The organism is Microbispora catharanthi (genome assembly GCF_006334915.2).
GTDB lineage: Bacteria > Actinomycetota > Actinomycetes > Streptosporangiales > Streptosporangiaceae > Microbispora > Microbispora catharanthi.
On sequence record NZ_VDMA02000020.1, the window covers coordinates 105,366 to 127,006 of the forward strand.

The 21,641-nt window shown below is 71.2% G+C and carries 23 protein-coding genes; 13 read left to right on the forward strand and 10 right to left on the reverse strand.

Annotation, left to right across the window (positions count from 1 at the left end; translation table 11 throughout):
* Positions 1 to 63: 63 nt before the first annotated feature.
* The 10 genes from FH610_RS31455 (at position 64) to FH610_RS31500 (ending at position 11,231) form a co-directional block, all read left to right on the forward strand.
* Positions 64 to 1,446, forward strand: a complete 1,383-nt coding sequence (locus tag FH610_RS31455; RefSeq protein ID WP_139578809.1) for a cytochrome P450 — start codon at positions 64 to 66, stop codon at positions 1,444 to 1,446.
* The gene (locus FH610_RS44760; protein ID WP_139578813.1) at positions 1,443 to 2,339 is read left to right on the forward strand and encodes a terpene synthase family protein; all 897 of its coding nucleotides are present in this window, start codon (positions 1,443 to 1,445) and stop codon (positions 2,337 to 2,339) included. Before FH610_RS31455 ends, FH610_RS44760 begins: the two co-directional genes overlap by 4 nt.
* A 2-nt stretch (positions 2,340 to 2,341) precedes the next feature.
* Positions 2,342 to 3,907 (forward strand): prenyltransferase/squalene oxidase repeat-containing protein, encoded by a 1,566-nt coding sequence (locus FH610_RS31465; protein ID WP_167538801.1) that lies wholly within the window; start codon positions 2,342 to 2,344, stop codon positions 3,905 to 3,907.
* A gap of 203 nt (positions 3,908 to 4,110) precedes the next feature.
* On the forward strand, positions 4,111 to 6,399 hold the full coding sequence (locus tag FH610_RS31470) for a nitrate- and nitrite sensing domain-containing protein (RefSeq protein WP_139578820.1): 2,289 nt from the start codon (positions 4,111 to 4,113) through the stop codon (positions 6,397 to 6,399).
* Positions 6,396 to 6,845: a roadblock/LC7 domain-containing protein gene (locus FH610_RS31475; RefSeq protein WP_139578822.1), complete on the forward strand. Its 450-nt coding sequence runs from the start codon at positions 6,396 to 6,398 to the stop codon at positions 6,843 to 6,845. The genes FH610_RS31470 and FH610_RS31475 overlap by 4 nt, the downstream gene beginning before the upstream one ends.
* A complete protein-coding gene (locus FH610_RS31480; protein WP_139578825.1) occupies positions 6,842 to 7,216 on the forward strand; it encodes a DUF742 domain-containing protein in 375 nt (124 codons plus the stop codon). The genes FH610_RS31475 and FH610_RS31480 overlap by 4 nt, the downstream gene beginning before the upstream one ends.
* On the forward strand, positions 7,197 to 7,796 hold the full coding sequence (locus tag FH610_RS31485) for a GTP-binding protein (protein WP_139578827.1): 600 nt from the start codon (positions 7,197 to 7,199) through the stop codon (positions 7,794 to 7,796). Before FH610_RS31480 ends, FH610_RS31485 begins: the two co-directional genes overlap by 20 nt.
* Positions 7,797 to 8,270: 474 nt before the next feature.
* Positions 8,271 to 9,443 (forward strand): extracellular solute-binding protein, encoded by a 1,173-nt coding sequence (locus tag FH610_RS31490; protein ID WP_240809316.1) that lies wholly within the window; start codon positions 8,271 to 8,273, stop codon positions 9,441 to 9,443.
* Positions 9,444 to 9,450: 7 nt separating this feature from the next.
* On the forward strand, positions 9,451 to 10,377 hold the full coding sequence (locus FH610_RS31495) for a carbohydrate ABC transporter permease (RefSeq protein WP_139578834.1): 927 nt from the start codon (positions 9,451 to 9,453) through the stop codon (positions 10,375 to 10,377).
* Entirely contained in the window at positions 10,374 to 11,231 is an 858-nt protein-coding gene (locus FH610_RS31500) for a carbohydrate ABC transporter permease (RefSeq protein WP_139578837.1), read from the forward strand. Before FH610_RS31495 ends, FH610_RS31500 begins: the two co-directional genes overlap by 4 nt.
* Here the strand turns inward: FH610_RS31500 and FH610_RS45345 are convergent.
* On the reverse strand, positions 11,221 to 11,346 hold the full coding sequence (locus FH610_RS45345; RefSeq protein ID WP_276607716.1) for a hypothetical protein: 126 nt from the start codon (positions 11,344 to 11,346) through the stop codon (positions 11,221 to 11,223). The two genes, FH610_RS31500 and FH610_RS45345, sit on opposite strands and share 11 nt — an antisense overlap.
* A gap of 251 nt (positions 11,347 to 11,597) precedes the next feature.
* Between FH610_RS45345 and FH610_RS31505 the strand changes: the two genes are divergently transcribed.
* Positions 11,598 to 12,422, forward strand: a complete 825-nt coding sequence (locus FH610_RS31505) for a GNAT family N-acetyltransferase (RefSeq protein WP_139578839.1) — start codon at positions 11,598 to 11,600, stop codon at positions 12,420 to 12,422.
* A 111-nt stretch (positions 12,423 to 12,533) separates the two neighbouring features.
* On the opposite strand, the gene FH610_RS31510 is transcribed toward FH610_RS31505, so the two are convergent.
* The 7 genes from FH610_RS31510 to FH610_RS31540 form a co-directional block, all read right to left on the reverse strand.
* The gene (locus FH610_RS31510) at positions 12,534 to 13,247 is read right to left on the reverse strand and encodes an SH3 domain-containing protein (RefSeq protein ID WP_139578842.1); all 714 of its coding nucleotides are present in this window, start codon (positions 13,245 to 13,247) and stop codon (positions 12,534 to 12,536) included.
* 158 nt (positions 13,248 to 13,405) lie between these two features.
* A complete protein-coding gene (locus FH610_RS31515; RefSeq protein ID WP_139578844.1) occupies positions 13,406 to 15,424 on the reverse strand; it encodes a multicopper oxidase family protein in 2,019 nt (672 codons plus the stop codon).
* On the reverse strand, positions 15,421 to 15,912 hold the full coding sequence (locus tag FH610_RS31520; protein ID WP_205826208.1) for a DUF6220 domain-containing protein: 492 nt from the start codon (positions 15,910 to 15,912) through the stop codon (positions 15,421 to 15,423). Before FH610_RS31520 ends, FH610_RS31515 begins: the two co-directional genes overlap by 4 nt.
* A 212-nt stretch (positions 15,913 to 16,124) precedes the next feature.
* Positions 16,125 to 16,574 (reverse strand): hypothetical protein, encoded by a 450-nt coding sequence (locus FH610_RS31525; RefSeq protein WP_139578846.1) that lies wholly within the window; start codon positions 16,572 to 16,574, stop codon positions 16,125 to 16,127.
* A gap of 53 nt (positions 16,575 to 16,627) precedes the next feature.
* Positions 16,628 to 16,888 (reverse strand): hypothetical protein, encoded by a 261-nt coding sequence (locus tag FH610_RS31530; protein ID WP_139578848.1) that lies wholly within the window; start codon positions 16,886 to 16,888, stop codon positions 16,628 to 16,630.
* 44 nt (positions 16,889 to 16,932) lie between these two features.
* Positions 16,933 to 17,991 carry a glycosyltransferase family 9 protein gene (locus tag FH610_RS31535; RefSeq protein WP_139578850.1) on the reverse strand — a complete coding sequence of 353 codons (1,059 nt, stop codon included), beginning with the start codon at positions 17,989 to 17,991 and terminating at the stop codon, positions 16,933 to 16,935.
* The gene (locus tag FH610_RS31540) at positions 17,979 to 18,812 is read right to left on the reverse strand and encodes a glycosyltransferase family 2 protein (RefSeq protein WP_139578853.1); all 834 of its coding nucleotides are present in this window, start codon (positions 18,810 to 18,812) and stop codon (positions 17,979 to 17,981) included. The genes FH610_RS31535 and FH610_RS31540 overlap by 13 nt, the downstream gene beginning before the upstream one ends.
* 126 nt (positions 18,813 to 18,938) lie before the next feature.
* Between FH610_RS31540 and FH610_RS31545 the strand changes: the two genes are divergently transcribed.
* Both FH610_RS31545 and FH610_RS31550 read left to right on the forward strand, forming a co-directional pair.
* Complete coding sequence (locus FH610_RS31545; protein WP_139578855.1) at positions 18,939 to 19,244, forward strand: hypothetical protein; 306 nt, start codon at positions 18,939 to 18,941, stop codon at positions 19,242 to 19,244.
* Positions 19,245 to 19,273: 29 nt separating this feature from the next.
* Positions 19,274 to 19,987, forward strand: a complete 714-nt coding sequence (locus FH610_RS31550; protein ID WP_139578857.1) for a class I SAM-dependent methyltransferase — start codon at positions 19,274 to 19,276, stop codon at positions 19,985 to 19,987.
* A 13-nt stretch (positions 19,988 to 20,000) separates the two neighbouring features.
* On the opposite strand, the gene FH610_RS31555 is transcribed toward FH610_RS31550, so the two are convergent.
* Both FH610_RS31555 and FH610_RS31560 read right to left on the reverse strand, forming a co-directional pair.
* The gene (locus tag FH610_RS31555; RefSeq protein ID WP_139578858.1) at positions 20,001 to 21,200 is read right to left on the reverse strand and encodes a cation diffusion facilitator family transporter; all 1,200 of its coding nucleotides are present in this window, start codon (positions 21,198 to 21,200) and stop codon (positions 20,001 to 20,003) included.
* The gene (locus FH610_RS31560; RefSeq protein WP_240809317.1) at positions 21,193 to 21,600 is read right to left on the reverse strand and encodes an ArsR/SmtB family transcription factor; all 408 of its coding nucleotides are present in this window, start codon (positions 21,598 to 21,600) and stop codon (positions 21,193 to 21,195) included. The genes FH610_RS31555 and FH610_RS31560 overlap by 8 nt, the downstream gene beginning before the upstream one ends.
* Positions 21,601 to 21,641 lie beyond the last annotated feature (41 nt).

Below are 21,641 nucleotides of genomic sequence, written 5' to 3' on the forward strand. Positions count from 1 at the left end.
TCGCTGGACGAGGCCCTGGCGAGGGGCGTCCGGCCACACGGGTACCGCGAGAGGGAGACGGCCGTGACCTCCGAGGCGATCGACATCCACCGGGTCGCGAGGCGTTCCGCCCTGCCGTTGCGCCGGACCCTTCGTCCTCTGCTGCGGGATCCCGTCAACGCGCTCGCCGGCTTCGCCCGGCAGGCGCGCGGTGAGGTCGTCCGGTTCAATCTCGGGCCGTTCCGTCCCTACCTGGTGAGCCATCCGGACCATGTCCAGCACGTCCTGCGCCATGACTGGGAGAACCATCCGCGCGAGGGGATGTTGTGGAAGCCGGTGGAACGGCTCGCCGGCAGGAGCATCATCAGCGACGGCCCTGACTGGGAGTCCGCCCGGCGGATCATGCAGCCCCTCTTCACCACCAGATACGTCGCGAGCCTGACCCGGGACATGGCCGAGACGATCAATGAGGGCCTCACGGCGTGGGAGCCGTACGCGCGGGCGGGGCGGTGGATCGACATCTACGAGGAGATGAGCCGCCTCGTGAGCAAGACCGTCATCCGCGTCCTGTTCGGCAGCAAGATCTCGCTCTCGGACGCCGAGCGGCTCGGCCCGGCGTACGGGATCGCGGCGACCTCGTTCGCCTCCCGGCTGCTGCTGCCGTTCGCGCCGGACTGGATCCCGTTGCCGGGAGACCGAGCCTTCATGCGAGCGGTGAAGACGATCGACGAGGTCGTGATGCCACTGGTCAGGCAGGCCCGCAGGGAGCCGGGGGACGGCAACGACATCATCTCGGCGCTCGCCCGCGCCCGCCGCGACGAGGAGGACGCGGCGGCGGAACGGCGGATCAGGGACGACCTCGTCAGCATCTACGGCGCGTCCGTGGAGACGACGGCGGTGGCGCTGACCTGGCTGTGGCCGACCCTCCACGACCATCCCGAGGTCGCCGCCCGGATGTACGAGGAAGTGGAGACCGTGGTCGGACGCGGGCCGGTGGACGCGGAGTGCCTGCCCCGGCTCACGTACATGAAGACGGTGTTCAGCGAACTGCTGCGGCTGTACCCGCCGGGCTGGATCCTGCCCCGGATGGCGGCGAAACCGAGCCGGCTCGGCGATGTGCCGATCGAGGCCGGTTCCACGCTGTTGATCAGCCCTTTCGCCACCCATCGTCTCGAGGGGTTCTGGGACCGTCCCGAGGAGTTCGACCCGGAGCGGTTCGCCGAGGGGGGCGGCCAGGAACGCCGGCACCGGTACGCCTACTTCCCGTTCGGCGGGGGTCCGCACGTCTGCATCGGCCAGCACCTCTTCTACGCGGAGGCGCCGCTGATGGTGGCCGGCCTCCTGGCCCGCTTCCGCCCGCAGGTGCGCGCTCCCCGCCCGCTCACGCCGTTCCCGGCGGCGTCGCTGCGGCCCAAGGAGCTGGTCGAGGTGCGCCTGGTCCCCCTCGCCGGGGGCGCCACGGCATGAGCATGGCACGAAGCCGCGACGCCGCGCACCTGGCGGCGGCGGCCGCAAGTGGCAGGACCAGCGCTCTCGCCGCGCGCTGCCAGCGAGACCTGCAGGAATGCGTGCAGGCATTCCCCGAGCTGTTCTCGGCCGGGCCGTTCGACGCGACGCTGTTCGCCACGGTCTCCCTCGCCAACGCGTTCGGCTCTCCGTGGGCGGCCGCGGAGCAGCTCAGGATCGCCAACCGCACGTCCTTGTGGATCTTCGCGGTCGACTGGCTGATCGACCATGAGGCCGCCTCGCATGAAGAGATCGACGAGATCGTGCGGGGCTGCCTCGCGGTGGCGGACGGCCGCGGGGCCGTCCCGGACACGTCGCTCACCCGGTTCCTCGCCGTCATCCGCGACGACCTCGCCGCGTCCCCGCTGTTCCCGAGCCTCCACGCGGTCTGGCGCGCCGAGCTCGAACGCATGCTCGGCGCCATGGCGCGCGAGTGGGAGTGGAAGCAGGGCGGCGAGCCCGCGCTGCCGACGTTCGAGGAGTATCTCGGCAACGCCGACAACTTCGGCTCCACCCTGGTCAACGTCGGGCACTGGATCCACTCCGGCGATCCGCTCCTCGTTCCCCACCTGGACGAACTGCTCCGGGCGAGCGGCGCCGTCCAGCGCGTGCTGCGCCTGCTCAACGACCTCGCGACGTACGAACGCGACGTCGGCTGGGGGGACCTGAACGCCCTCATGCTCGGCGTGTCCCGGGACGAGGTGGTCGCGCGCGTCGCCGCCCTCACCGGCGAATGCCACGCCATGCTCGAGCCGCTGTGGGCAACCCGTCCCGACGAGTCGGCGTACCTCGAACGGCAGATCGGTTACAGCACGGGCTTCTACGGGCTCGCGGACTACTGGGGCGGACTTTGAGCGTGAACGACCTTGCCCCGCAGGCGGCCATCGACGTCACTGGTGCGGCTCAGGACCTGGTGCTCGGGCTGATGTCGATGCCCTGGGGACAGGTCTCGCCGTCCGTCTACGAGACCGGCCGTCTGGTGACGTTGGCACCCTGGCTCACCGGGCACGGCGAGCGCGTGCGCTGGCTGATCGACACTCAGCGCAGCGACGGCGGCTGGGGAGCCCCGGACGGCTACGGGCTCGTGCCCAGCCTCAGCGCGACCGAGGCCCTCCTGTCGGTGCTGCGCCGGGGCGACGACGCCGGCGTGGACGAAGAGACGTTGCGGGAGGCTGCGGCGCGCGGGCTGCGGCGGCTGTCGCGCTGCCTCAGCGGCGCGCGGATGTCGCTGCCCGACATGCCGGCCATCGAACTGATTGTCCCGTCCCTGGTCACGCTGATCAACGAGCACATCGAGGAGAACGGGATGAGCGCCGCCCTGGCGCTGCCCGCGGGGATGAGCGCCGCACCGCTGAAGGCGGTCCGCGCCTGGCTGGCATCGGAGGCGGAGATCCCACAGAAGCTCCTGCACGCGCTGGAGATCGCCGGTGACGCGGCCAACGGGGCGGCCGTGGTCCACGTGACCGAGATCGGCACGGTCGGCGCCTCGCCGGCGGCGAGCGCGGCGTGGCTGGGAGACAGGGGGCCGAGCGAGCCCGGGCATCCCGTCCGCTGGCACCTGGAGGCCATCGTGCGCAGGCACGGCGGCCCGGTGCCGGTGGGGCTGCCGATCACCGTGTTCGAGCGCGGCTGGGTGCTGAGCTGGCTCGCCCGGGCGGGCATTCCCTTCGACGTGCCGCCCGAGATGCTGGCCGACCTTCGCGCGGCGATCGGCCCCGAGGGCACGCCCGCCGGCGCGGGCCTGCCACCCGACGCCGACACCACCTCGGTCGCGCTGTACGCGCTGGCGCTGCTCGGCGTACCGTACGAGCCGGACAGCCTGTGGGCCTTCGAGACGCCGACGCACTTTTGCACCTGGCAGGGTGAGGAGGGCTCCTCGGTCAGCGTGAACGCTCACGTGCTGGACACCTTCGGCCAGTACGTCGCGGTGCGGCCGGCCGAGTCGGCGCGGTACGCCCCGGCGATCGGCAAACTGTCGGCCTGGTTGCTTGAGCGGCAGCGGGAGGACGGAAGCTGGGACGACCGCTGGCATGCCTCGCCCTACTACGCGACCGTGTCATGCTCCCTCGCGCTGCACGAGTTCGGCGGCCCCGGAGCGGTGCCGGCAGTGCGTGCCGCGGTCGAATGGGTGCTGGACACCCAGCGCGAGGACGGGTCATGGGGCCGGTGGACCGGTACGGCGGAGGAGACGGCCTACGCCCTGCAGCTCCTGATGTTCGCCGGAAGCGGGGAACGCGTACGGGACGCGGCGGCGCGCGGGTACGCCTACCTGCTTCGGGTCGCGGACGTCGCCGAAGGGCCGCCGCTGTGGCACGACAAGGACCTCTACCGGCCGCTGGCGGTCGTCCGTGCGGCCGTCCTCGCCGCGATCCATCTCGCACAGTCCCGATCACTTGGTGTGAGGCCCATCAGTCAAGTATGATCTCGGCACGGGAAATCCGTCGAATTCGGAAAAGTGGACCTTTTCGCCACTATATTCCCGACTTGAGGGCTTTTCGTCGCCTTTGCTAAGGTGGCCGAGATATAGCGCGGGTGTGGGGTGAGCAGCGCTTGCGACCCATGACGTCGTGCGAGTGTTAATCGTCGCGAAAACCTCGCGTATCGCCGATTTCGCAAGGTGGTCTCATGCGCTTCCGTAATTCCAGGGTGCGGACCAAGGTGACGGCATTGCTGGTGTCCCTTGCCGCGCTGTGGGCGTTCGCCGCGTGGGTGACGCTACGGGAGGGTCTGAATCTCGTCTGGGTCGCGGTCTACGACAAGGGAGTGGCTCAGCCCAGCGAAACGCTCCTGGTCGAGTTGCAGCAGGAGAGGCGGTTGACGGCCGTCGTCCTGGCTCAGTCCTCGTCCGCCGACCGCGCCGCCCTGACGGCCCAGCGCGTGCGCACCGACGCCGCGGCCGCCGACTTCCGCCGCCTCTCCAAAGGCGGTGACGTGCAGTTCGCCGCGGACGAGGTGCTTCAGCGGCGCATCGACGAGATGATCCGCCAGCTGGACGGTCTGCGCAAGAACCGCGGTCTCGTCGACGGCGGGCAGATGGATCGCGTCAAGTCGTTCGACGGCTACACCACCGTCATCGACTCGGTCTATCGCACGTACGACGCCCTGGCCACCCTGGACGACGAGGGTGTCGCCGAGGACACGCGGGCGCTCATCGAGCTGAGCCAGGCGCGGGAACTGCTCTCGGAGGAGGACGCCCTGCTTGCCGGCGCTCTGTCGTCGGGACGGCTGACGGTGTCGGAGCGCGCCCGCTTCTCCCAGATCGTCGGTGCCCAGCGCTTCCACCGCAGCGAGGCCGTGCAGGCGCTGCCCGACGCCGACCGTGCCGTCTTCGACCGCCTGGAGCGGAGCCAGACCTTCGCCCGCCTGCGGATGCTCGAAGAGACCGTCATGGAGAGCACCCGGCCCGGGGGGCTGCCACCGATCGGCGCGGAGCAGTGGAGATCGGCGACCGAACCGGCCCTGGCCCAGTTGCAGAAGACGGTCCTGGATGCCGGTGACCGTCTGGTCGAACGGACCATCCCGGTCGCCGTCGCGGTCGTCGCCCGCCTCCTGCTGGCCGGCGTGCTCGGCCTCGTGGCGGTCATCGCGTCGATCGTCCTGTCGGTCACCACGGCCCGGGCCCTGGTGCGTCAGCTGGAGAAGCTGCGCGAGGCCGCGCTCGAACTGGCCAACGAGCGGCTGCCCGGAGTGGTCGCCCGCCTCGCCCAGGGCGAGAAGGTCGACGTCAAGGCCGAGGCGCCGCCGCTCGACTTCGGACCCGACGTCATCGGCCAGGTGGGCGCGGCGTTCAACACCGTGCAGGAGACCGCCATCCGCACCGCCGTCGAGGAGGCCCAGCTCCGGCAGAGCATCCGCGACATCCTGCTCAGCCTCGCGCGGCGTACGCAGTCGCTGGTGCACCGCCAGCTCACGCTGCTCGACGTGATGGAGCGGCGCGAGTCGGACCCGGCGGAGCTGAAGGACCTGTTCCGCATCGACCACCTCGCCACCCGTATGCGCCGCAACGCCGAGAACCTCATCGTCCTGTCCGGGGCGTCCCCCGCCCGTGCCTGGCGGCGCTCGGTGCCGATGGTCGACGTCGTACGCGGCGCGCTGGCCGAGGTCGAGGACTACACCCGCGTCACCGTGATGCCGATGGGGGAGACCGCGCTCATCGGACGCGCGGTGGGCGACGTCATCCATCTGCTCGCCGAGCTGATCGAGAACGCGGTGTCGTTCTCCCCGCCGTACACGATGGTGCAGGTGGGCGGCCAGGCGGTGGCCAGCGGCTACGCGATCGAGATCGAGGACCGCGGCCTCGGGATGAGCGCCGAGGACCTGGAGGCGACCAACCAGCGGATCGCCGACCCGCCCGAGTTCAACCTGTCGAGCACCGCCCGGCTCGGCCTGTACGTCGTCAGCCGCCTGGCCGAACGGCACGGGATCCGGGTGTCGCTCAAGGCGTCGCCGTACGGCGGGACGACCGCGGTCGTGCTGCTGCCGCGCGACCTCGTCATCGAGGGCGGGGAGGAGCTGCCCGGGGAGGAGACCGCTTCCGGCCTCCCGCGGCGGGAGCCCGGCTCCCGGAGGATCGCGCTGGTCGGCGCGCCCGAACCAGTTCAGGAGGTGGTTCCCGTGCCGAGGGCTCCCGAGCCGCCCAGGCCCGTGCAGAGCGTCCCACCACCCGGCGGCGCGGATCCGGACAGGCCTGAGCCTTCGGCCGGGTTCACCCCGTCAGGCTTGCCCTTCCGGGTGCCGCAGGCCAACCTCGCCCCCGCGCTCGCCGAGGAGTCGAGGAACGCGGACGAGGCGGAGGACCGGGAGGATCGATCGCCGGACGACATCCGCAAGATCATGGGCTCGTTCCAGTCGGGGACGAGGCGCGGCAGATCCGAGGCCGCGAAGCTGCTGAGTGACGAGGAGGACAACCTGTGACGCAGAAGACCGGGGCCTCCGCGGACCTCGCGTGGCTGCTCGACGATCTCGTCGCGCGGGTCCGCGAGGTCGAGCACGGCATCGTGCTGTCCACCGACGGCCTGCTGCTGGCCGGCTCGCAGGGACTTCGCGTGGAGGACGCCGAGCACCTGTCCGCCGTCGCCTCCGGCCTGCAGAGCCTGGCGCGCGGAGTCGGCGAGCGCTTCCAGGGCGGGTCCATACGGCAGACCATCGTGGAGATGAAGTCGGCCTACCTGCTCGTGACCGTGGCGGGCCAGGGCGCCTGCCTGGCCGTGCTCTGCTCGGGAGACGCCGACGTCGGCCTGGTGGCGTACGAGATGGCTATGCTCGTCGTGCGCGTCGGGCAGTACCTCACCTCGCCCGCCCGGACCACGATCGACCGGGCCGCGCTGGACCGGGCCACCGGGAGCGAGGTTCGCCGGTGAACGCCGAGTGGGGCCCGGACGAGGAGCGCTTACTCGACGCGCCGACCATCCGGCCATACGTGATCGCACGCGGCCGTACGGAGGCGCAGGACCGCTTCGACCTCATCTCGCTCGCGGTCACCATCCGGCCCACCACGGGAGCCGAGATCGGGCTGGACCCCGAGCATCAGGCGATCGTGCGGCTGTGCCGCAGGCCGCTGTCGGTCGCGGAGATCGCGGCCCATCTGGACCTGCCGGCCGGGATCGTCCGGGTCCTCCTCGGCGACCTGTTCGACCGGGGCTTCGTGGCCGTGCAGCAGCCCCAACCGGAGATGGACGTGCTCGACGAGCGGATGTACAAGGCGGTGCTCGATGGCCTTCGGGCGCTCTGATTCGGCGAAGAACCCGCCGAAGATGCCCACGGCGATCAAGTTGCTGATCGCCGGAGGCTTCGGGGTGGGCAAGACCACGATGGTCGGCGCGGTGTCGGAGATCCGGCCGCTGCGCACGGAGGAGACGCTGACCGACCGCAGCGTCGGCGTGGACGACCTGTCCGGGGTCGAGGCGAAGGCGACCACCACGGTCGCCATGGACTTCGGCCGCATCAGCATCGGGCAGGACTTCGTCCTCTATCTCTTCGGCACCCCCGGCCAGGAGCGGTTCTGGTTCGTCTGGGACGAGCTCGCCCGGGGAGCGCTCGGTGCGGTCGTGCTGGCCGACACCCGCAGGCTCGCCGACTGCTTCCCCTCCGTCGACTATTTCGAGCGGCGCGGCACGCCCTTCGTCGTCGCGGTCAACTGCTTCGAGGGCGCCCCGGTCTTCGATCTGGACGAGGTCAAGCTCGCGCTCAACCTCGGCCAGGACGTGCCGATCATGCTCTGCGACGCGCGCAAGCGGGAGTCGGGCAAGGAAGTCCTGATCGAGCTCGTCAAGCACGCGTACGGCAAGCGCCCGACCGCCGCCACCCGCTGACGCTTTCGCCGGCTCCTCACCCGGGAGTGTCCGGGTTTCTTGGCGTGCGCGGCTTTTCTACCGTTGCGTACGATTTACGTTTCGTGGCAGGGTGGCGTTTGCGTACCTCGGTTCGCGCGCGGCCCGCGCCCGAGCGGGCGCCCGTTCGGTTTCGGCCGCCCGTTAATGCCGCCTGATTGCTCCCCATCCGTCCCTTTTGGGCCTCGTGGACCGGCCGTACTTTCCTTCGCCGTCGACCATGCGTAACAGGTGCACAACAGCCGTTGATATGAACCTAACCCCCCTGTAACCTCGGCCCCATCGCAGAAACTATCGGGCGAGTGCCGAAAGTTTCGGTCGGAATCCAGAAGGGAAACCACCGTGAAGTTGAGTCGGCGAGGTGCGGCGCTCCTAGCGGCGTCGGCACTGGTCCTCGGGGGATGTGGTAGTACCGGGAACGACGCCGGCGAGAGCAAGAGCTCAGCCGGCGGCAAGGTGACCGTCGAGTTCTGGAACATCTGGACCACCGAACCCCTGAAGAGCTACGGCGCTCAGGCGATCAAGGATTTCCAGGCCGCGCACCCGAACATCACGATCAAGAGCGTTCCCTACGAGAACGAGGCGTTCAAGGCGAAGCTGACGACGCTCACCCAGTCCGGCAAGGCGCCGGACATCTTCCAGACCTGGGGCGGCGGCGTGCTCGCCCAGCAGGTGGACGCGGGCCTGGTCAAGGACCTCACCTCCGACGCCGGCTCCTGGCTCGGCACGTTCACGGACGCCGCGCTGTCGGCGTACAAGGTCGAGGACAAGCAGTACGCCATTCCCGACGACATCGGCATGGTGGGCTTCTGGTACAACAAGGCGCTGTTCAAGAAGGCCGGGATCGCCGAGCCTCCGGGGACCTGGTCGCAGCTCATCGACGACGTCAAGAAGCTGAAGGCCGCCGGGGTCACCCCGATCGCGCTCGGCGGCAAGGACAAGTGGCCGGGCCACTACTACTGGGCCTACCTCGCCATGCGGATCGGCGGCCTCGACGCCCTCAAGCAGGCCGGTGAGAGCAAGGACTTCACGGGTCCCGCCTTCGTGCAGGCGGGGCAGAAGCTCAAGGAACTGGCCGATCTCCAGCCGTTCCAGAAGGGCTACCTCGGCGCGACGTACGGCGACCCGGGCGGCCAGGCCGCGACGATGGGCGACGGCAAGGCCGCCATGGAGCTGATGGGCCAGTGGGCGCCCGCGGTCCAGAAGGACGCCGGCAAGGGCCTCGGCGACGACCTCGGCTTCTTCCCCTTCCCGGCGGTCGACGGCGGCAAGGGCGCGGTCACCGACGCCTTCGGCGGCGGCGGCGGCTTCGCGATCGGGGCCGACGCCCCGGCGGAGGCCATCGAGTTCCTGAAGTTCCTCACCGACAGCACCGAGCACCGCAAGGCCGTCGCGACCGGGGGCCTGCTCCCGGTGCTGAAGGGCGAGGAGGACGCGGTCACCGACCCGAACCTGAGCGTGGTCGCCAAGAACCTCGCCGGGGCCACCGGGTTCCAGCTCTACCTCGACCAGGCGTACCCGCCGGCCGTCGGTCAGGAGGTCAACGACTCCGTGGCCCAGCTGATCGGCGGAACCAAGACGCCCGAGCAGGTGGCGCAGGCCATCACGGAAACCGCGAAGTCGGAGTAACTGTCGCGTGAAGACGACGAGACCCCGGAGCCGCAGGCTCCGGGGGTTCACCACGATCCTTCTGTTCCTGCTTCCCGCGCTCGTGCTCTTCCTGGCGCTCGTCGTGGCGCCGATCCTGCTCGCCTTCTACGCGAGCGTGTTCAAATGGAACGGCATGCGCGGGCTGCCGACGAACTTCATCGGCATGGCGAACTTCACCCGCGTACTGGCCGACGAGGTCTTCCTGGGCGACCTGTGGCGCGGGCTGCTGCTGATCATCTTGTCGGTGGCGATCCAGCTTCCCCTCTCGCTGGGCATCGCCATGCTGCTCAACCAGAAGATCCGCGGCCGGGCGTTCTTCCGCCTGCTGTTCTTCGCCCCGTACGTGCTGTCCGAGGCGATCACCGCGGTCCTGTTCATGATGATCCTGTCGCCCACGGACGGCCTGGCCAACTACATCCTCGGCTGGTTCGGGATCGACCAGCTCGACTGGTTCGCCGACCCGTCGACGGTCATGATGTCGGTGTTCATCGTCATGACCTGGAAGTACTTCGGCTTCCACATGATCTTGTACATCGCCGGGCGTCAGGGCATCCCGAAGGAGCTCACCGAGGCCGCCCAGATCGACGGCGCGACGGGGTGGAAGGTCTTCCGCTACGTCACGCTGCCGCTGCTCGGGCCCACGATCCGCATCAGCGTGTTCCTGTCGGTCATCGGTGCGATCCAGCTGTTCGACCTGGTCTGGATCATCACCGGCGGAGGCCCCTCGCACTCCTCCGAGACCATGGCCGTCACGATGTTCCAGTTCGGCTTCAAACGCTTCCAGGTCGGCTACGCGAGTGCGATCAGCGTGGTGATGTTCTTCATCAGCCTCGTGTTCGCGCTCTTCTACCAGCGATACGTCATGCGCCGCGACCTCGAAGGAGCCTCCACCGTGCTGCGAGACCAGCGATGAGCGCCAACCGTCACAGGCAGTCCCCGACATCGGGCGGTCCGCTGCGCAGCATCTCTCTGCACGTGATCGTCGTGATCACGGCGTTGTTCGTCGGCGTCCCGCTGCTGTACGCCGTGATCGGCGGGTTCAAGACCACCCGGCAGCTCTCGAGCAACCCGCTGGGCCTGCCCAGCCCCTGGGTGCCGGAGAACTACACGGGCATCCTCGCCTCGGCGTCGTTCTGGCGCATGCTCTGGAACAGCACCTACATCGCGGTGCTGACCACGCTCGTGGTCGTCGCGGTGTCCGCGCTGGCGGCCTTCGTGTTCGCACGCTTCGCCTTCCGGGGGCGCGAGGCGCTGTTCACGATGTTCGCCGCCGGGCTCATGTTCCCGTTCGCGGTGGCGATCCTGCCGTTGTTCGTGCTGCTGCGGATGTTCGGGCTGCTCGACAACCCGCTCGGTGTGATCCTCCCGCAGGCGGCCTTCGGCATGCCGATGACGATCATCATCCTGCGCGGCTTCTTCCGGGCCATCCCGGGAGAGATCGAGGAGGCGGCGATCCTCGACGGGTGCTCACCGTTCGGGTTCTTCTGGCGGATCCTGCTGCCGATGGCGCGGCCCGCGATCGCCACGGTCTCCGTGCTGGCGGTCGTGAACAGCTGGAACCAGTTCATGCTGCCGCTCGTGGTGTTCAGCGACGACAGTTTCTTCACCATCCCGCTGGGCGTCCAGCAGTTCCAGGGGCAGTATGCGACGGACATCGCGCGGGTCATGGCCTACATCGTGGTCGCGATGCTGCCCGCCCTCGGCTTCTACGCCGTGGCCGAGCGCCAGCTCGTCAGCGGCCTGACCGCGGGGGCCGTCAAGGGCTGACCCGCGCCACGGCCGGGTCGTCCGGGCGGCTGTCGATCCGCCTGACGGCGGCCTGGGCCGGCAGGGACGCCCCCAGCATCAGAGCGGGCAGCGCCAGCGCCGCCGCCGCCCGCACCCACCCCGTCCTGGTAGGACGGGTGGATCTGCGACACGACGAGCAGCAGGGCGGGTGGCAGGAGCGCCAGCGGCACGGCGAACGCGGCGATCCCGGGCAGTCGGCCTGGGCCGCCGGGTGCTCGTCCGGCGGCGGTTCCCGCCAAGCCTCCCTCCCGATTCGTCGTCAGGCCGAGCGCCACGAGCACGACGGTCGCCGCACGCGCCCTAAGGTGATCGGAACAAGGGGAGAACTCGCAGGGGGGAGCACCGATGGCGGAACCGATCGTCCGCCCCGCCGCCGACGCCGACATGCCCGGCCTTCGCGCCGTCGCCGACCACTTCGGCCTCCTGAGCCTGTGGCCGGAGCGGCCCGACTTCGTGGACGCCGAACGCGCGTTCGGCGAGGTGCTCGTCGGTGAGGTGAACGGCGCGATCGTGGGGTTCGGCGGCACGCTGCGCCGGGGAACGGTCACGCACCTCGGAGACCTGTTCGTCCTGCCGGACCACCAGTCGTCGAAGGTGGGCCGCACGATCCTGTCCCGCCTGCTGCCGGGCGGCACGCCCAAGGTCACCTTCGCGTCGGACGACAAGAGGGCGCTCGCGCTGTACGTCAGGAACGGGATGCGCCCGCGCTGCCCGCTGTTCTACCTGAAGCGGAGGCCGCTCGGCGACCGGCCTGTGCGGCAGGAGAGCGACCAGGCGGCGCCGGGGGAGGGGGACGTCCACGCGGCGGCGGCCATGGACGCCCACGTCTCGGGTGGCGACCGGACCTCGACGCTCACCTGGTATGCCGCGCTGCCCGGTGTGACCCTGCACGTCAGCGGCTCGGGCTACGCGTTCGTCAGGACGGCCGGAGACAAGGTCGTCATCGGGCCGGCCGGGGGTGCGACCCCGCAGGACTGCGCCGACATCGTGCTGGAGGCGGCGAACACCCACCCCGACGCCGGGCTGGTCCACGTGGCGGTGCCCGGCACGCATCCGCTGCTTGCCCTGCTGCTGGACGCGGGCTGGCACATCGGCGACATGGACACGCTGCTGACCAGCGAGGACTTCATGCGGCTCGACTGCTACGTCCCACACCCCGACCTCGGCTGAGGCCGGCGGCCCCCGTCCCCGGCCAGGGGGACACCGGGGACGAGGACAGCGCGGCTTCGCGGCGTCCGGCGAGTGCCGGCCGGCGCGTCCCGGGCCTTTCGGCCCGGGACGTCACATCCTGCGGAGGTAGTGGGCGGAGGCCCATCCGGGAATGCCGTCGGCGCTGTCGACGGCCACCCAGCCGTGGGTGGCGTCGCAGGCTCCGGCGATGTTCCCGCCGGCCGGCCGCAGCTTGCCGACGCGGGCGTGGCGGATGCCGGCGCCCTCGCGGACGTTGAGGAAGCTGCCCTCGCGCACGTGCCGGAGGCGGTAGATGCACGAGAGCGAGGGCCGTCCGCTCAGGTCGAGCCTGTGGAGGTAGCGGGCGGCGGCGAAACCCGAGGTCCCGGCGGCGGTCTTCACCGCGATCCAGCCGTTGGTGGCGGTGCAGGCGCCGGAGAAGCCTCCGTCGGCCGGCCGCAGTTTGCCGACGGGGGCGTGGCGGACGCCGGCGCTCTCGCGCACGTTGAGGAAGCCCCCCTTGCGCACGCCCCGGAGCCGGTAGGCGCACACGACACCGGGCCCCTGCCTGGCCTCGTGCACGACCTGCCCATAAGGTCCCGAGGCGGTGGGTTCGCCGGGGCCGGGCGGCCGGACCGTCGCGACTCCCGAGGCGGGATGCCCCCGGACCCCCGACGCCGGCTCGGCCGCGATCCCCGAGGTGAGGCGCCCCCCGGCGTCGGAACCGGCCTGGCCCGCGAGGGCCGGCGCGGGATGGCCTGCGACGAACCACCCCGTGGCGGCCCACGCCGCCAGCGCGGGAACGATGCTCTTCGCCACTGTCACGATCTCTCCCTTCGGTCGGCATCGCCCACGCCCGGCCGGGGGGATCCGGGCCAGTGGTGCTTACCCGAAGTTCTGATCTGATTACCGAGCGTTTACACCTCGGTTGAATTCCCGCCTGGATTTTTTACTCGACACACTGGGGAAAAAGGGTGATTCACTCACCCGCTGTGCGCGCCGTGGAAGGGCGTGGTGACTCCCTCGTACGCCAGGTGCAGCATCATTCCCAGGTCGGCGTGGCTGAGGTTGTGGCAGTGGTTCATCCACAGCCCCGGATTGGCGGCGCGGAAGGCGACCTCCCACACCTGGCCGGGCTGTACGTCGAAGGTGTCGAGCCACAGAGGGCTGCCGGTGACGGAGCGGCCGTCACGCGAGAGCACGAGCACCCGATGGCCGTGGAGGTGCCAGGGGTGGGTGTCCCGGCCGCGGTTGACCACGGTGAGCCGGACCAGGTCGCCATCCCTGACCACTTCGGTGGGGATGTCGGGGAAGGCGGCGCCGTTCACCGTGTGCGCGTACATCGGCCGCCCGTTCGTCAGCGCGAATCCCCTGTCGAGGACGAGCGTGAAGTCCCGGTCGAAGCGGCTGCGGGACGTGTACGGCGTGGGGGCGGGGGCGCCATACCGGGTGAGGTCGAGCTCCGGCCAGTCCGCCGTCTGGCCGCCGGCGGCGGGAACGGCGCCGGGATCAGCGGCCGCCGTCGCGCCCGCGGACCCGTCGCCCGTGCTCGCCGGGGTGAGCCGTACGGAGTCGGTGCGGTCGTCGACGCGCAGGAGCACCGGGTTTGACGGCATCGTGAACGCGAGGTCATACCGGCCGCCCGCCGCGAGTCGCAGGCCGACGCGGCCGAGCGTGCCCGGCCCGTTCAGGTCCGTCCCGTCCACCGCCACCAGCCGGTAGGGCGTGCCCGCCAGCGTGAACCGATGCGGCGTGTTGTCGGTGTTGATCAGGCGCAGCCGTACGGGCGTGCCGGGCGCGGCCTGCCGGACCAGGGGCTGGTCGCGATCACCCGTCACCGTCGCGCCGCCGAGAGTGTGCACGGGCAGCGTGAGGTCAAGTCCCGAGGCCGCCGTCCCCTTCGGCGTGACGACGAGCGTGCCGTAGAGCCCCATCCGGACGCCGAGGTCGGACACCTCGTGGGTGTGATACCAGTACGTGCCCACCTGGGCGGCGACGAACCGGTAGACGAACTCCCCGCCGGGCGGCACGGCCTCCTGGGTGAGGCCGGGCACGCCGTCCTCTCCCGAGGGCACGTCGTAGCCGTGCCAGTGCAGCGTCACCCCGGACGCGATGTCCGCGTTGCGCAGCCGCACCTCGACGAGGTCGCCCTGGACCGCGGTGAGCGGCGGCCCGGGGACCTGGCCGTTGAAGGTCCACGCCGACACCTTCCGTCCCGAGGACAGCGTGACGGTCGCCGTACGGGCCGTCAGCTCGAACCGGCGCACGGCGCCGCCCGGCGGAGGTGTGGCTGGGCCGCGCAGGTCGGTCACCGGACGGGTCGCCCCTCCCATGACGGAGGCGGATCCTCCCGATTCGAAGTGATCGTGGGAGGTGGAGCCGGTGGCGGCCATCGCGGCGGTCCCTCCCGGGGCGGAGCCCTCTGCCGTGGTTTGCGCGCTGGGAAGGAACGCGAGGGTGGCTCCGAGCACGGCCGCCACGGCGGTGGCCGCCGTCGCCGTCCGCAGCCCGGGGACGTGCCTGCTCATCGCTCTCCAGGTCCCCAGGACGGCCCCCGCGGCGACGGCCAGGAGGAGGAGAGCGGTGCCCGGATCCGCCGGGTATCCGATCAGGAAGGTCTGCACGATCCCGGCCGCCGCGGCGTACCCGGCGCCGAGCAGCGGGACCGCGACCGCCGGAGCTCTGACGGCGTCCCGCGAAGCCGCGTCCGCTCGCCGGACGGCTCGGAGCAGGCGCGGCCCGGCGAGTGCGGTGGCCGCGGCGCCCGCCGCGACGAGAAGCGGCAGGGCGACGGTGATCTTCTCCTGCACGAACCACCAGCCGGCCCCGGCCAGCGCGAGGACGGACCAGATCCGGGCCAGGGACGCGACCAGAGCCACCGCGAACAGGGCCGCGGCCGCCCTCGGACGGCGGGCCGCGGCGGCCACGCCCGCGCCCACCCACGCCGCCGCGGTCAGGACCGAGACGAGCAGGTCGAGCGCCATGAGCCGGTCGGTCGTCATGAGGCGCGAACCGGACGGCCCTCCGCGGCGGCCTCCGACGGAGCGGGCTTGGCCGACACGAGCCGCCGCGCATTGCGGAACACCATGGCGCAGACGCCCATGACCGCCATGCCGTTGATGGCGTGCAGGCCGAGGATCGCCAGGGAGAGCGGCGTCGTGTTGCCGGTGCTGTCGTCGAACAGGCCGCCGAGGGCGACGATCAGCGCCTGCACGATGATCAGCCCGACGGGCAGGACGGTCAGCCCGATCTGGCGTCCCGGCGCCTTGGCGGCCGCCGCGGCGGCGGTGGCCACCAGCGACAGCACCGGGATGACCATCATGCCGTTCATGCTGTGCAGGGCGAACGAGGAGTCGTCCTGGGGTTTGTCGAACGCGCCGACGGCCGCGAGGTACATCTGCACCACGGTGGCGGCGAGCAGCAGTCCCGCTAAAGCGGCGTAGACCTTGCGCACGCTCTTGCTCCCTTCGGTCAGCGGATTGTGGGTCACGGGGATCCTGTCCCACGTGGCCGGCGGTGTCGTCCCTCGTCGAGAGACACGTCGGCTACCGCTGGGGGAGTACGCGGGCCTGGCGCCGTCCGTCCCCTGGCGGTGTCTCGATGGTGCCGCCGTGGGCCGTCGACGTCGTCGCACGCGGGGAGGCTCCCGGTCCTACCGCCGTGGGATCAGCGCCGTAGGCCGCTACGTCCCGGGGAGTACGGTCATTGCGGCCAGTTCGCGATGATGGCCGGGGTGATGGCGTCGGCGTAGCAGTTCAGGGTCGTACGACGAGCCCTGTCGTACACGCAGACCTTGACGTCCACCCGCGTGATCCGGCCGTCCGACGACAGCCGGATCGGCTTCTTCGGAGCGCAGGTCGTCTTCGGCAGGGCCCACCCGGTGCCGCCGCCGGCGTAGTGGAAGCGGGCCCGGACGTAGGCGCAGTGCTCACCGTGCGCGTCGCGGTCGTACAGCGTGCCCGAGACGACGAAGGTCTCCGCGGTGAAGCGGGTGATCCACACATCGGCCTTGGCATATCCGTGGTGCCCGCTCCGGGACTGCACGGGTCCCCAGTGGATCAGCGAAGCCGTGGCGGCCCCGGCCGTGGCGGCCGGCAGGCTCCCGGCGATCACGAATGCCAGCAGGCCGCCGATGACGAGGTTCTTTCTCATGTCCGCCGACCCTAGGGCGGGCGACTTGGAGGGACCTTGCATCCCGCTGGTCGTCAGGGCGCACCCTTGCGATACGCCTCGTAGAGCGCGTTCAGATTGTCGGTGTACAGCTCCGTGAAGCCGCAGGAGGCGCAGATCCACGCTCGTATCGTGCCGAGTGCCTCACCCTGGACGTAGAAGAAGGGGACCTTGGCCGGCAGCGGCTCCTCGACGCGCACCCGAAGGGGCTGCGGCCCGTTCGGGCCCCGGTCGCGCACCTCGACTCCGGCCATGACGGCGCCGGACGAGCATTTGGGGCAGATGTTGTCTCTCACGCGACTTCCTCTCCGCGGGTACGCCGAGGAGGAGTCTGCTCCCGTCAAATCTCGCGGCGGCCACGAAGCAGGTCTTCGGCCTGCTCGACCACGTCGTCGACCGGGACCTCGGCCACCCACGACTCGTCGTGGGGGCACCGCCCCACCCGGGGATCGTGTCCGCTGACGCCGCAGACCGGGCACCGGGCGGTCCAGGAGACCAGCGGCCGGTGGAGAGCGCGGGTGAGGGGCCCGGCGTTGATGAGGTTGCCGCACCAGAAGACGCCGACGGTGGCCGTCCCGACCGCCGCGGCGAGGTGGCGGGGGCCGGTGTCGTTGGAGATGACCAGGTCGCACCGCTCGTACAGCGCGGAGAGGCCGCCGATGCCGAGCGTGCCGACCGCCGTGACGGCGGGCCGCCGCATCGCCGCCGCGACCTCCTCGACCACCTCCCGCTCCTTCTCGATTCCGGTGATCACGACCGGGCGGCCGAGCCGGTCGGCCGCCTCCGCGAAGGCGCGCGCCGGCCAGCGCCGCCGGGGGTCGCTCGCCCCCGGATGCAGCGCGACCAGACCGGGCGGCGGCTCGCCGTACACACGGGCGAGTTCGGCGCGGTCGGCGTCGGTCACGGCGATGCTCGGCTCGTACGCCTCGGCCGTCCCGCCCACCAGCGCGGCGACCTCCAGGTAGCGCAGCGTCTCGTGCTGGTAGTAGACGTACGGCACCCACAGGTCGAGCCGTTCCGCGTCCGGCGTGCGCAGGCCGGCCGTCACCCGGGCGCCGATCGCCTTGACGAAGGGGTTGGAGTTGCGCCCGCCGCCGTGGATCTGCACGGCGAGGTCGAACCGGTGCTCGCGCAGCTCCTCGAACAGGCTCCGCGGAGCCTTGTGGCCGCTGTCCGCCGACGACACCCCGGAGATGGGCGGCAGGGCGATGACGTCGTCGACCGGTCCCGGCCTGCCGTCCAGGAACCGGGCGTGCCAGGGGATACCGAGGAGGGTCAGCCGGGCCCGCGGGTAGGCCCGGCGGAGCGCCTCCAGGGCGGGCATCGCGAGGACCAGGTCGCCCAGGGCGTTGGCCCGCAGCACCGCGATGCGGCGCACGTCCTCGATCAGGGCGCCCATGCCGTCTCGAACACGTAGTCGTAGCACTCGGCCCTGCGGTCGGTGACCGTCGTGGGCAGCTCCAGGTGGTAGGCCCGGCTCGGCAGCAGGCCCGCGCCGCCGTACCTCTCCATGACGCGCAGCTGCGCCACGACGTCCTCACCCGCGTGCCGGGGCGGCACCGACCGCCAGAAGTCGAAGCCGCCGCACTCCGCCAGCCGTTCCCGGTCGTACAGCACGCAGCCGCCGATCCAGGCCACCTTGTACGGCCGCCACTCCCGGGGACCCGGCGAGCCGAGGTGTTTCCGGGCGAGGTGCAGCGGATTGGAGGCGTTGTGCAGGGTGTGGCGCTGCCAGGCCGGCGACTCCCGGCGCACCCGCTCGGGCCGCACGCCGTCCGTCCACTCCTCGTACGGCGCGAGCTCGGCGGGGCGCACGTCGTCGCGGTAGGACAGACCGTGCAGGGCGTAGCCGACGAAGCCGCAGCGCAGCTCGCCGATCGCGGCCAGCAGGACCTCGATCGCCTCCGGCTCCAGCCATACGTCGTCGTCCAGGTAGAGCGCCAGCCGTCGCCCGGCCCGGCCGAGCAGGAACGCGCGTTGCTCCGCCATGCCCCGCGGGGGCAGGTGGCGGTGGACGGCCGCCGGCCTGTCGCGGTGGTCGAGGATCCGCAGCTGCGCCGCCACCAGCGGGTCGTCGGCGACCGGCTCGTGCGACTGGTCCGAGACCACGACGCGGAACCCGGACACGGTCTGCGTCGCGAGGCCCGCCAACGTGACGGCCAGCGCGCCCGCGCGGTCCTTGGTGGGCACGAGCACGTCCAGGTCAGACGGGGCGAACATGCGCGCCTGATACCCCTGAGGTCGTACGGCAAACGGAGCCCGTCAGCCGCTCACGCCCGCCGTGTCCTTCTCCTCCTTCCGCGCCTCGGCGGCCCGGCGCGGTAGGCCGTCGCCCAGGAGGCGGGGGTGGCCGGCCAGACGCTCTACTTCACGTTCGCGACCAAACGGGCGATCCTCAAGGAGGTCCTGGACGTCGCGGTGGCCGGCGACACCGAGCCGGTGGCCACGCTGGACCGCCTCTGGGCGGCCGAGGTCATGGCCGCGCCGCCGATGGAGCAGCTCAGGCGGCACGTGGACGCCACCGCCCGGGTCCACGAGCGGGTCGTGCCCGTCGTCGAGGTGCTGCGCTCGGCCGCCGCGGCCGATCCGGAGATCGCCGAGTGGGCCTTCGATGCGCTCGTCCGGCAACTGCTGCCCGACCGCAATGACTAGAGTGACACTCTAGTGAATGAAGGAGAGTCATGACGATGCTCGCCCCCACCCCGGCCACGCAGCGTTGGCTGGACGCCACCTGGTCGTTCGTGTCCGGCCACCTGCCGCCCGCACCCTCCCGTGTGCTGGAGATCGGCTGTGGACCGTTCGGGGGCCTCGTCCCCATGCTGCGCGAGCGGGGATACGACGCGGTGGGGGTCGATCCCGAGGCCCCGGACGGGCCCGGCTACGAGCGCGTCGAGTTCGAGCGCTACGCGGTGCGGGGCCGGGTGGACGCCGTCGTGGCCTGCACGTCGCTGCACCACGTGGCCGACCTGGGCGACGTCCTCGATCGGGTGACGGAAGCCCTCGTGCCGGGAGGCACGCTGGTCGTGGTCGAGTGGGCGCGGGAGAGGTTCGACGAGGCCACGGCCGAGTGGTGCTTCCCCCGCCTGGCCGAGGCCGACGAACCCGGGTGGCTGCACCGACACCGGGACCGATGGGCCGAGTCCGGCCTGCCCTGGGCGGCGTACATCGAGGAGTGGGCGAGCGAGCACCATCCTCTGCACACCGGCCGAGACCTGCTTGAGGCGCTCGGGGAGCGCTTCGAGGCCCGGCTCTGCGAGCACGGGCCGTACTTCTTCTCCGAGCTGGACGGCGTCACCGAGGCCGACGAGCAGGCCGCCGCCGACCGCGGTGACCTCCGGTCCAACGGCATCCGGTGGGTCGGCGCCACCCGCCAGGCTTCGCCCCGCCCCCGGTGAGAGGAGGCGGGGGTCAGGAGAGGCGTCTGGCGCCGGGGAACCTGATGTATCGGCGGCCGGCGCAACCCTGCGATCGGCGGTCGTCCCCGGACCGCATCCGCCCGTTGACGTGCGCCGGGCCGTGGGCGTCCGCGCAGTGCGGCTCCGCCGCCGTGGTGGCGGACTGCGGCTCCGCCGCCGTTGTGGCGCAGTGGGGTTCCGCCGCCTCGGCCGCCGCCTCACCGATCGCGAGAAGCTCCGGTGGGGCGTGGTCGACCTGCAGCGTGGTGTGGGCGATGCCGTACTCGTCGTGGACCATCCGCTGCGCCGCCTGCCGTACGGCGTGGCAGTCCGCGCCCGGGGCGACCAGGATGTGCGCCGACATGGCGGGGTAGCCGCTGGTGACCTCCCAGATGTGCAGGTCGTGCACCTCCACCACGTGTTCCAGGGCGGCGGTCTTGCGGCCGATCTCGGCGGGGTTCATCCCGGCGGGAGCGGCCTCCATGAAGACCCGGCCGGACTCGCGCACCAGGTCCCATCCGGCCTTGAGCATCAGGGCGGCCACGACGAGGGCGGCCAGGGCGTCGGCCCGGCCCCAGCCGGTCAGCCAGATCACCGCGCCCGCGGCGGTGGTGGCGATGAAGGCGAACAGGTCGTTGAGGATGTGCTGGAAGGCGCCCTCGACGTTCAGGCTGGCGCGGTTGGCCCTGCTCAGCAGCCAGGTCGCGGCCAGGTTCACGGCGATTCCGGCGATGCCGGTGGCCACGACGTACGTGCCTTCGACCTCGGGGGGCTCGATCAGCCTGCGTACGCCCTCGTAGACGAAGTAGACGCTGAGCAGCAGCAGCGTGATGCCGTTGATCTGGGCGCTGATGATCTCGGCGCGTTTCAGGCCGTAGGTGAAGCCGCCCTGCGGCGGGCGGGCGGCGATCCGCATCGCGATGATCGCGAAGGCGATGGCGATGGCGTCGGTGAGCATGTGCCCGGCGTCGGAGACCAGGGCGAGGGAGTGCGCGATGACGCCGATGACGACCTCGACCGCCATGAAGCCGAGGATGAGCGCCAGCGCGCCGGTCAGCAGACGCCGATCGGCCTCGGCGCTGACCCCGTGCCCGTGACCATGCCCGTGACCGTGACCGCGCCCGCGCGCATGGCCGCGCTCGTGCTCGTGCCCGTGCTCACGGTCGTCACCCGTCCCGGTGCGGTGCCCGTGCCCCTTGCCGGTCTCACCCATCGTCCCGGTCCTTCTCCTCATGTCCGATGTGCGTTATCGCCAGGTCGAACAGCAGCCGCACGTGCGAGTCCGCGAGGCGGTAGTAGGCCATCCTTCCCGCGCGCCGCACCTTCACCACGTTGTGGGCGCGGAGCAGGCGCAGGGCGTGGGACGCGGCGGACATGCTGTGGCCGGTCGCCGCCGCGAGATCGCACACGCACATCTCGCCGCCCTCCAGCAGCGCCGCGATCAGCCGCAGCCGCCCGGGGTCGGCCAGGAGGCCGAAGACCTGCGCCAGGTCCTCCACCGTCTCCTGAGGCGGCAGGGCCCTCCTGACGGTCTCCACCCGGTGCCCGTCCACCACCGGGAGCGCGCAGGAGTCGGCCGGCGCCAGATCCACAACACTTGAACGATCGTTCACGTGTGTGAGTGTAGGCCGCGGACGGCTCATGTCAACGCGTT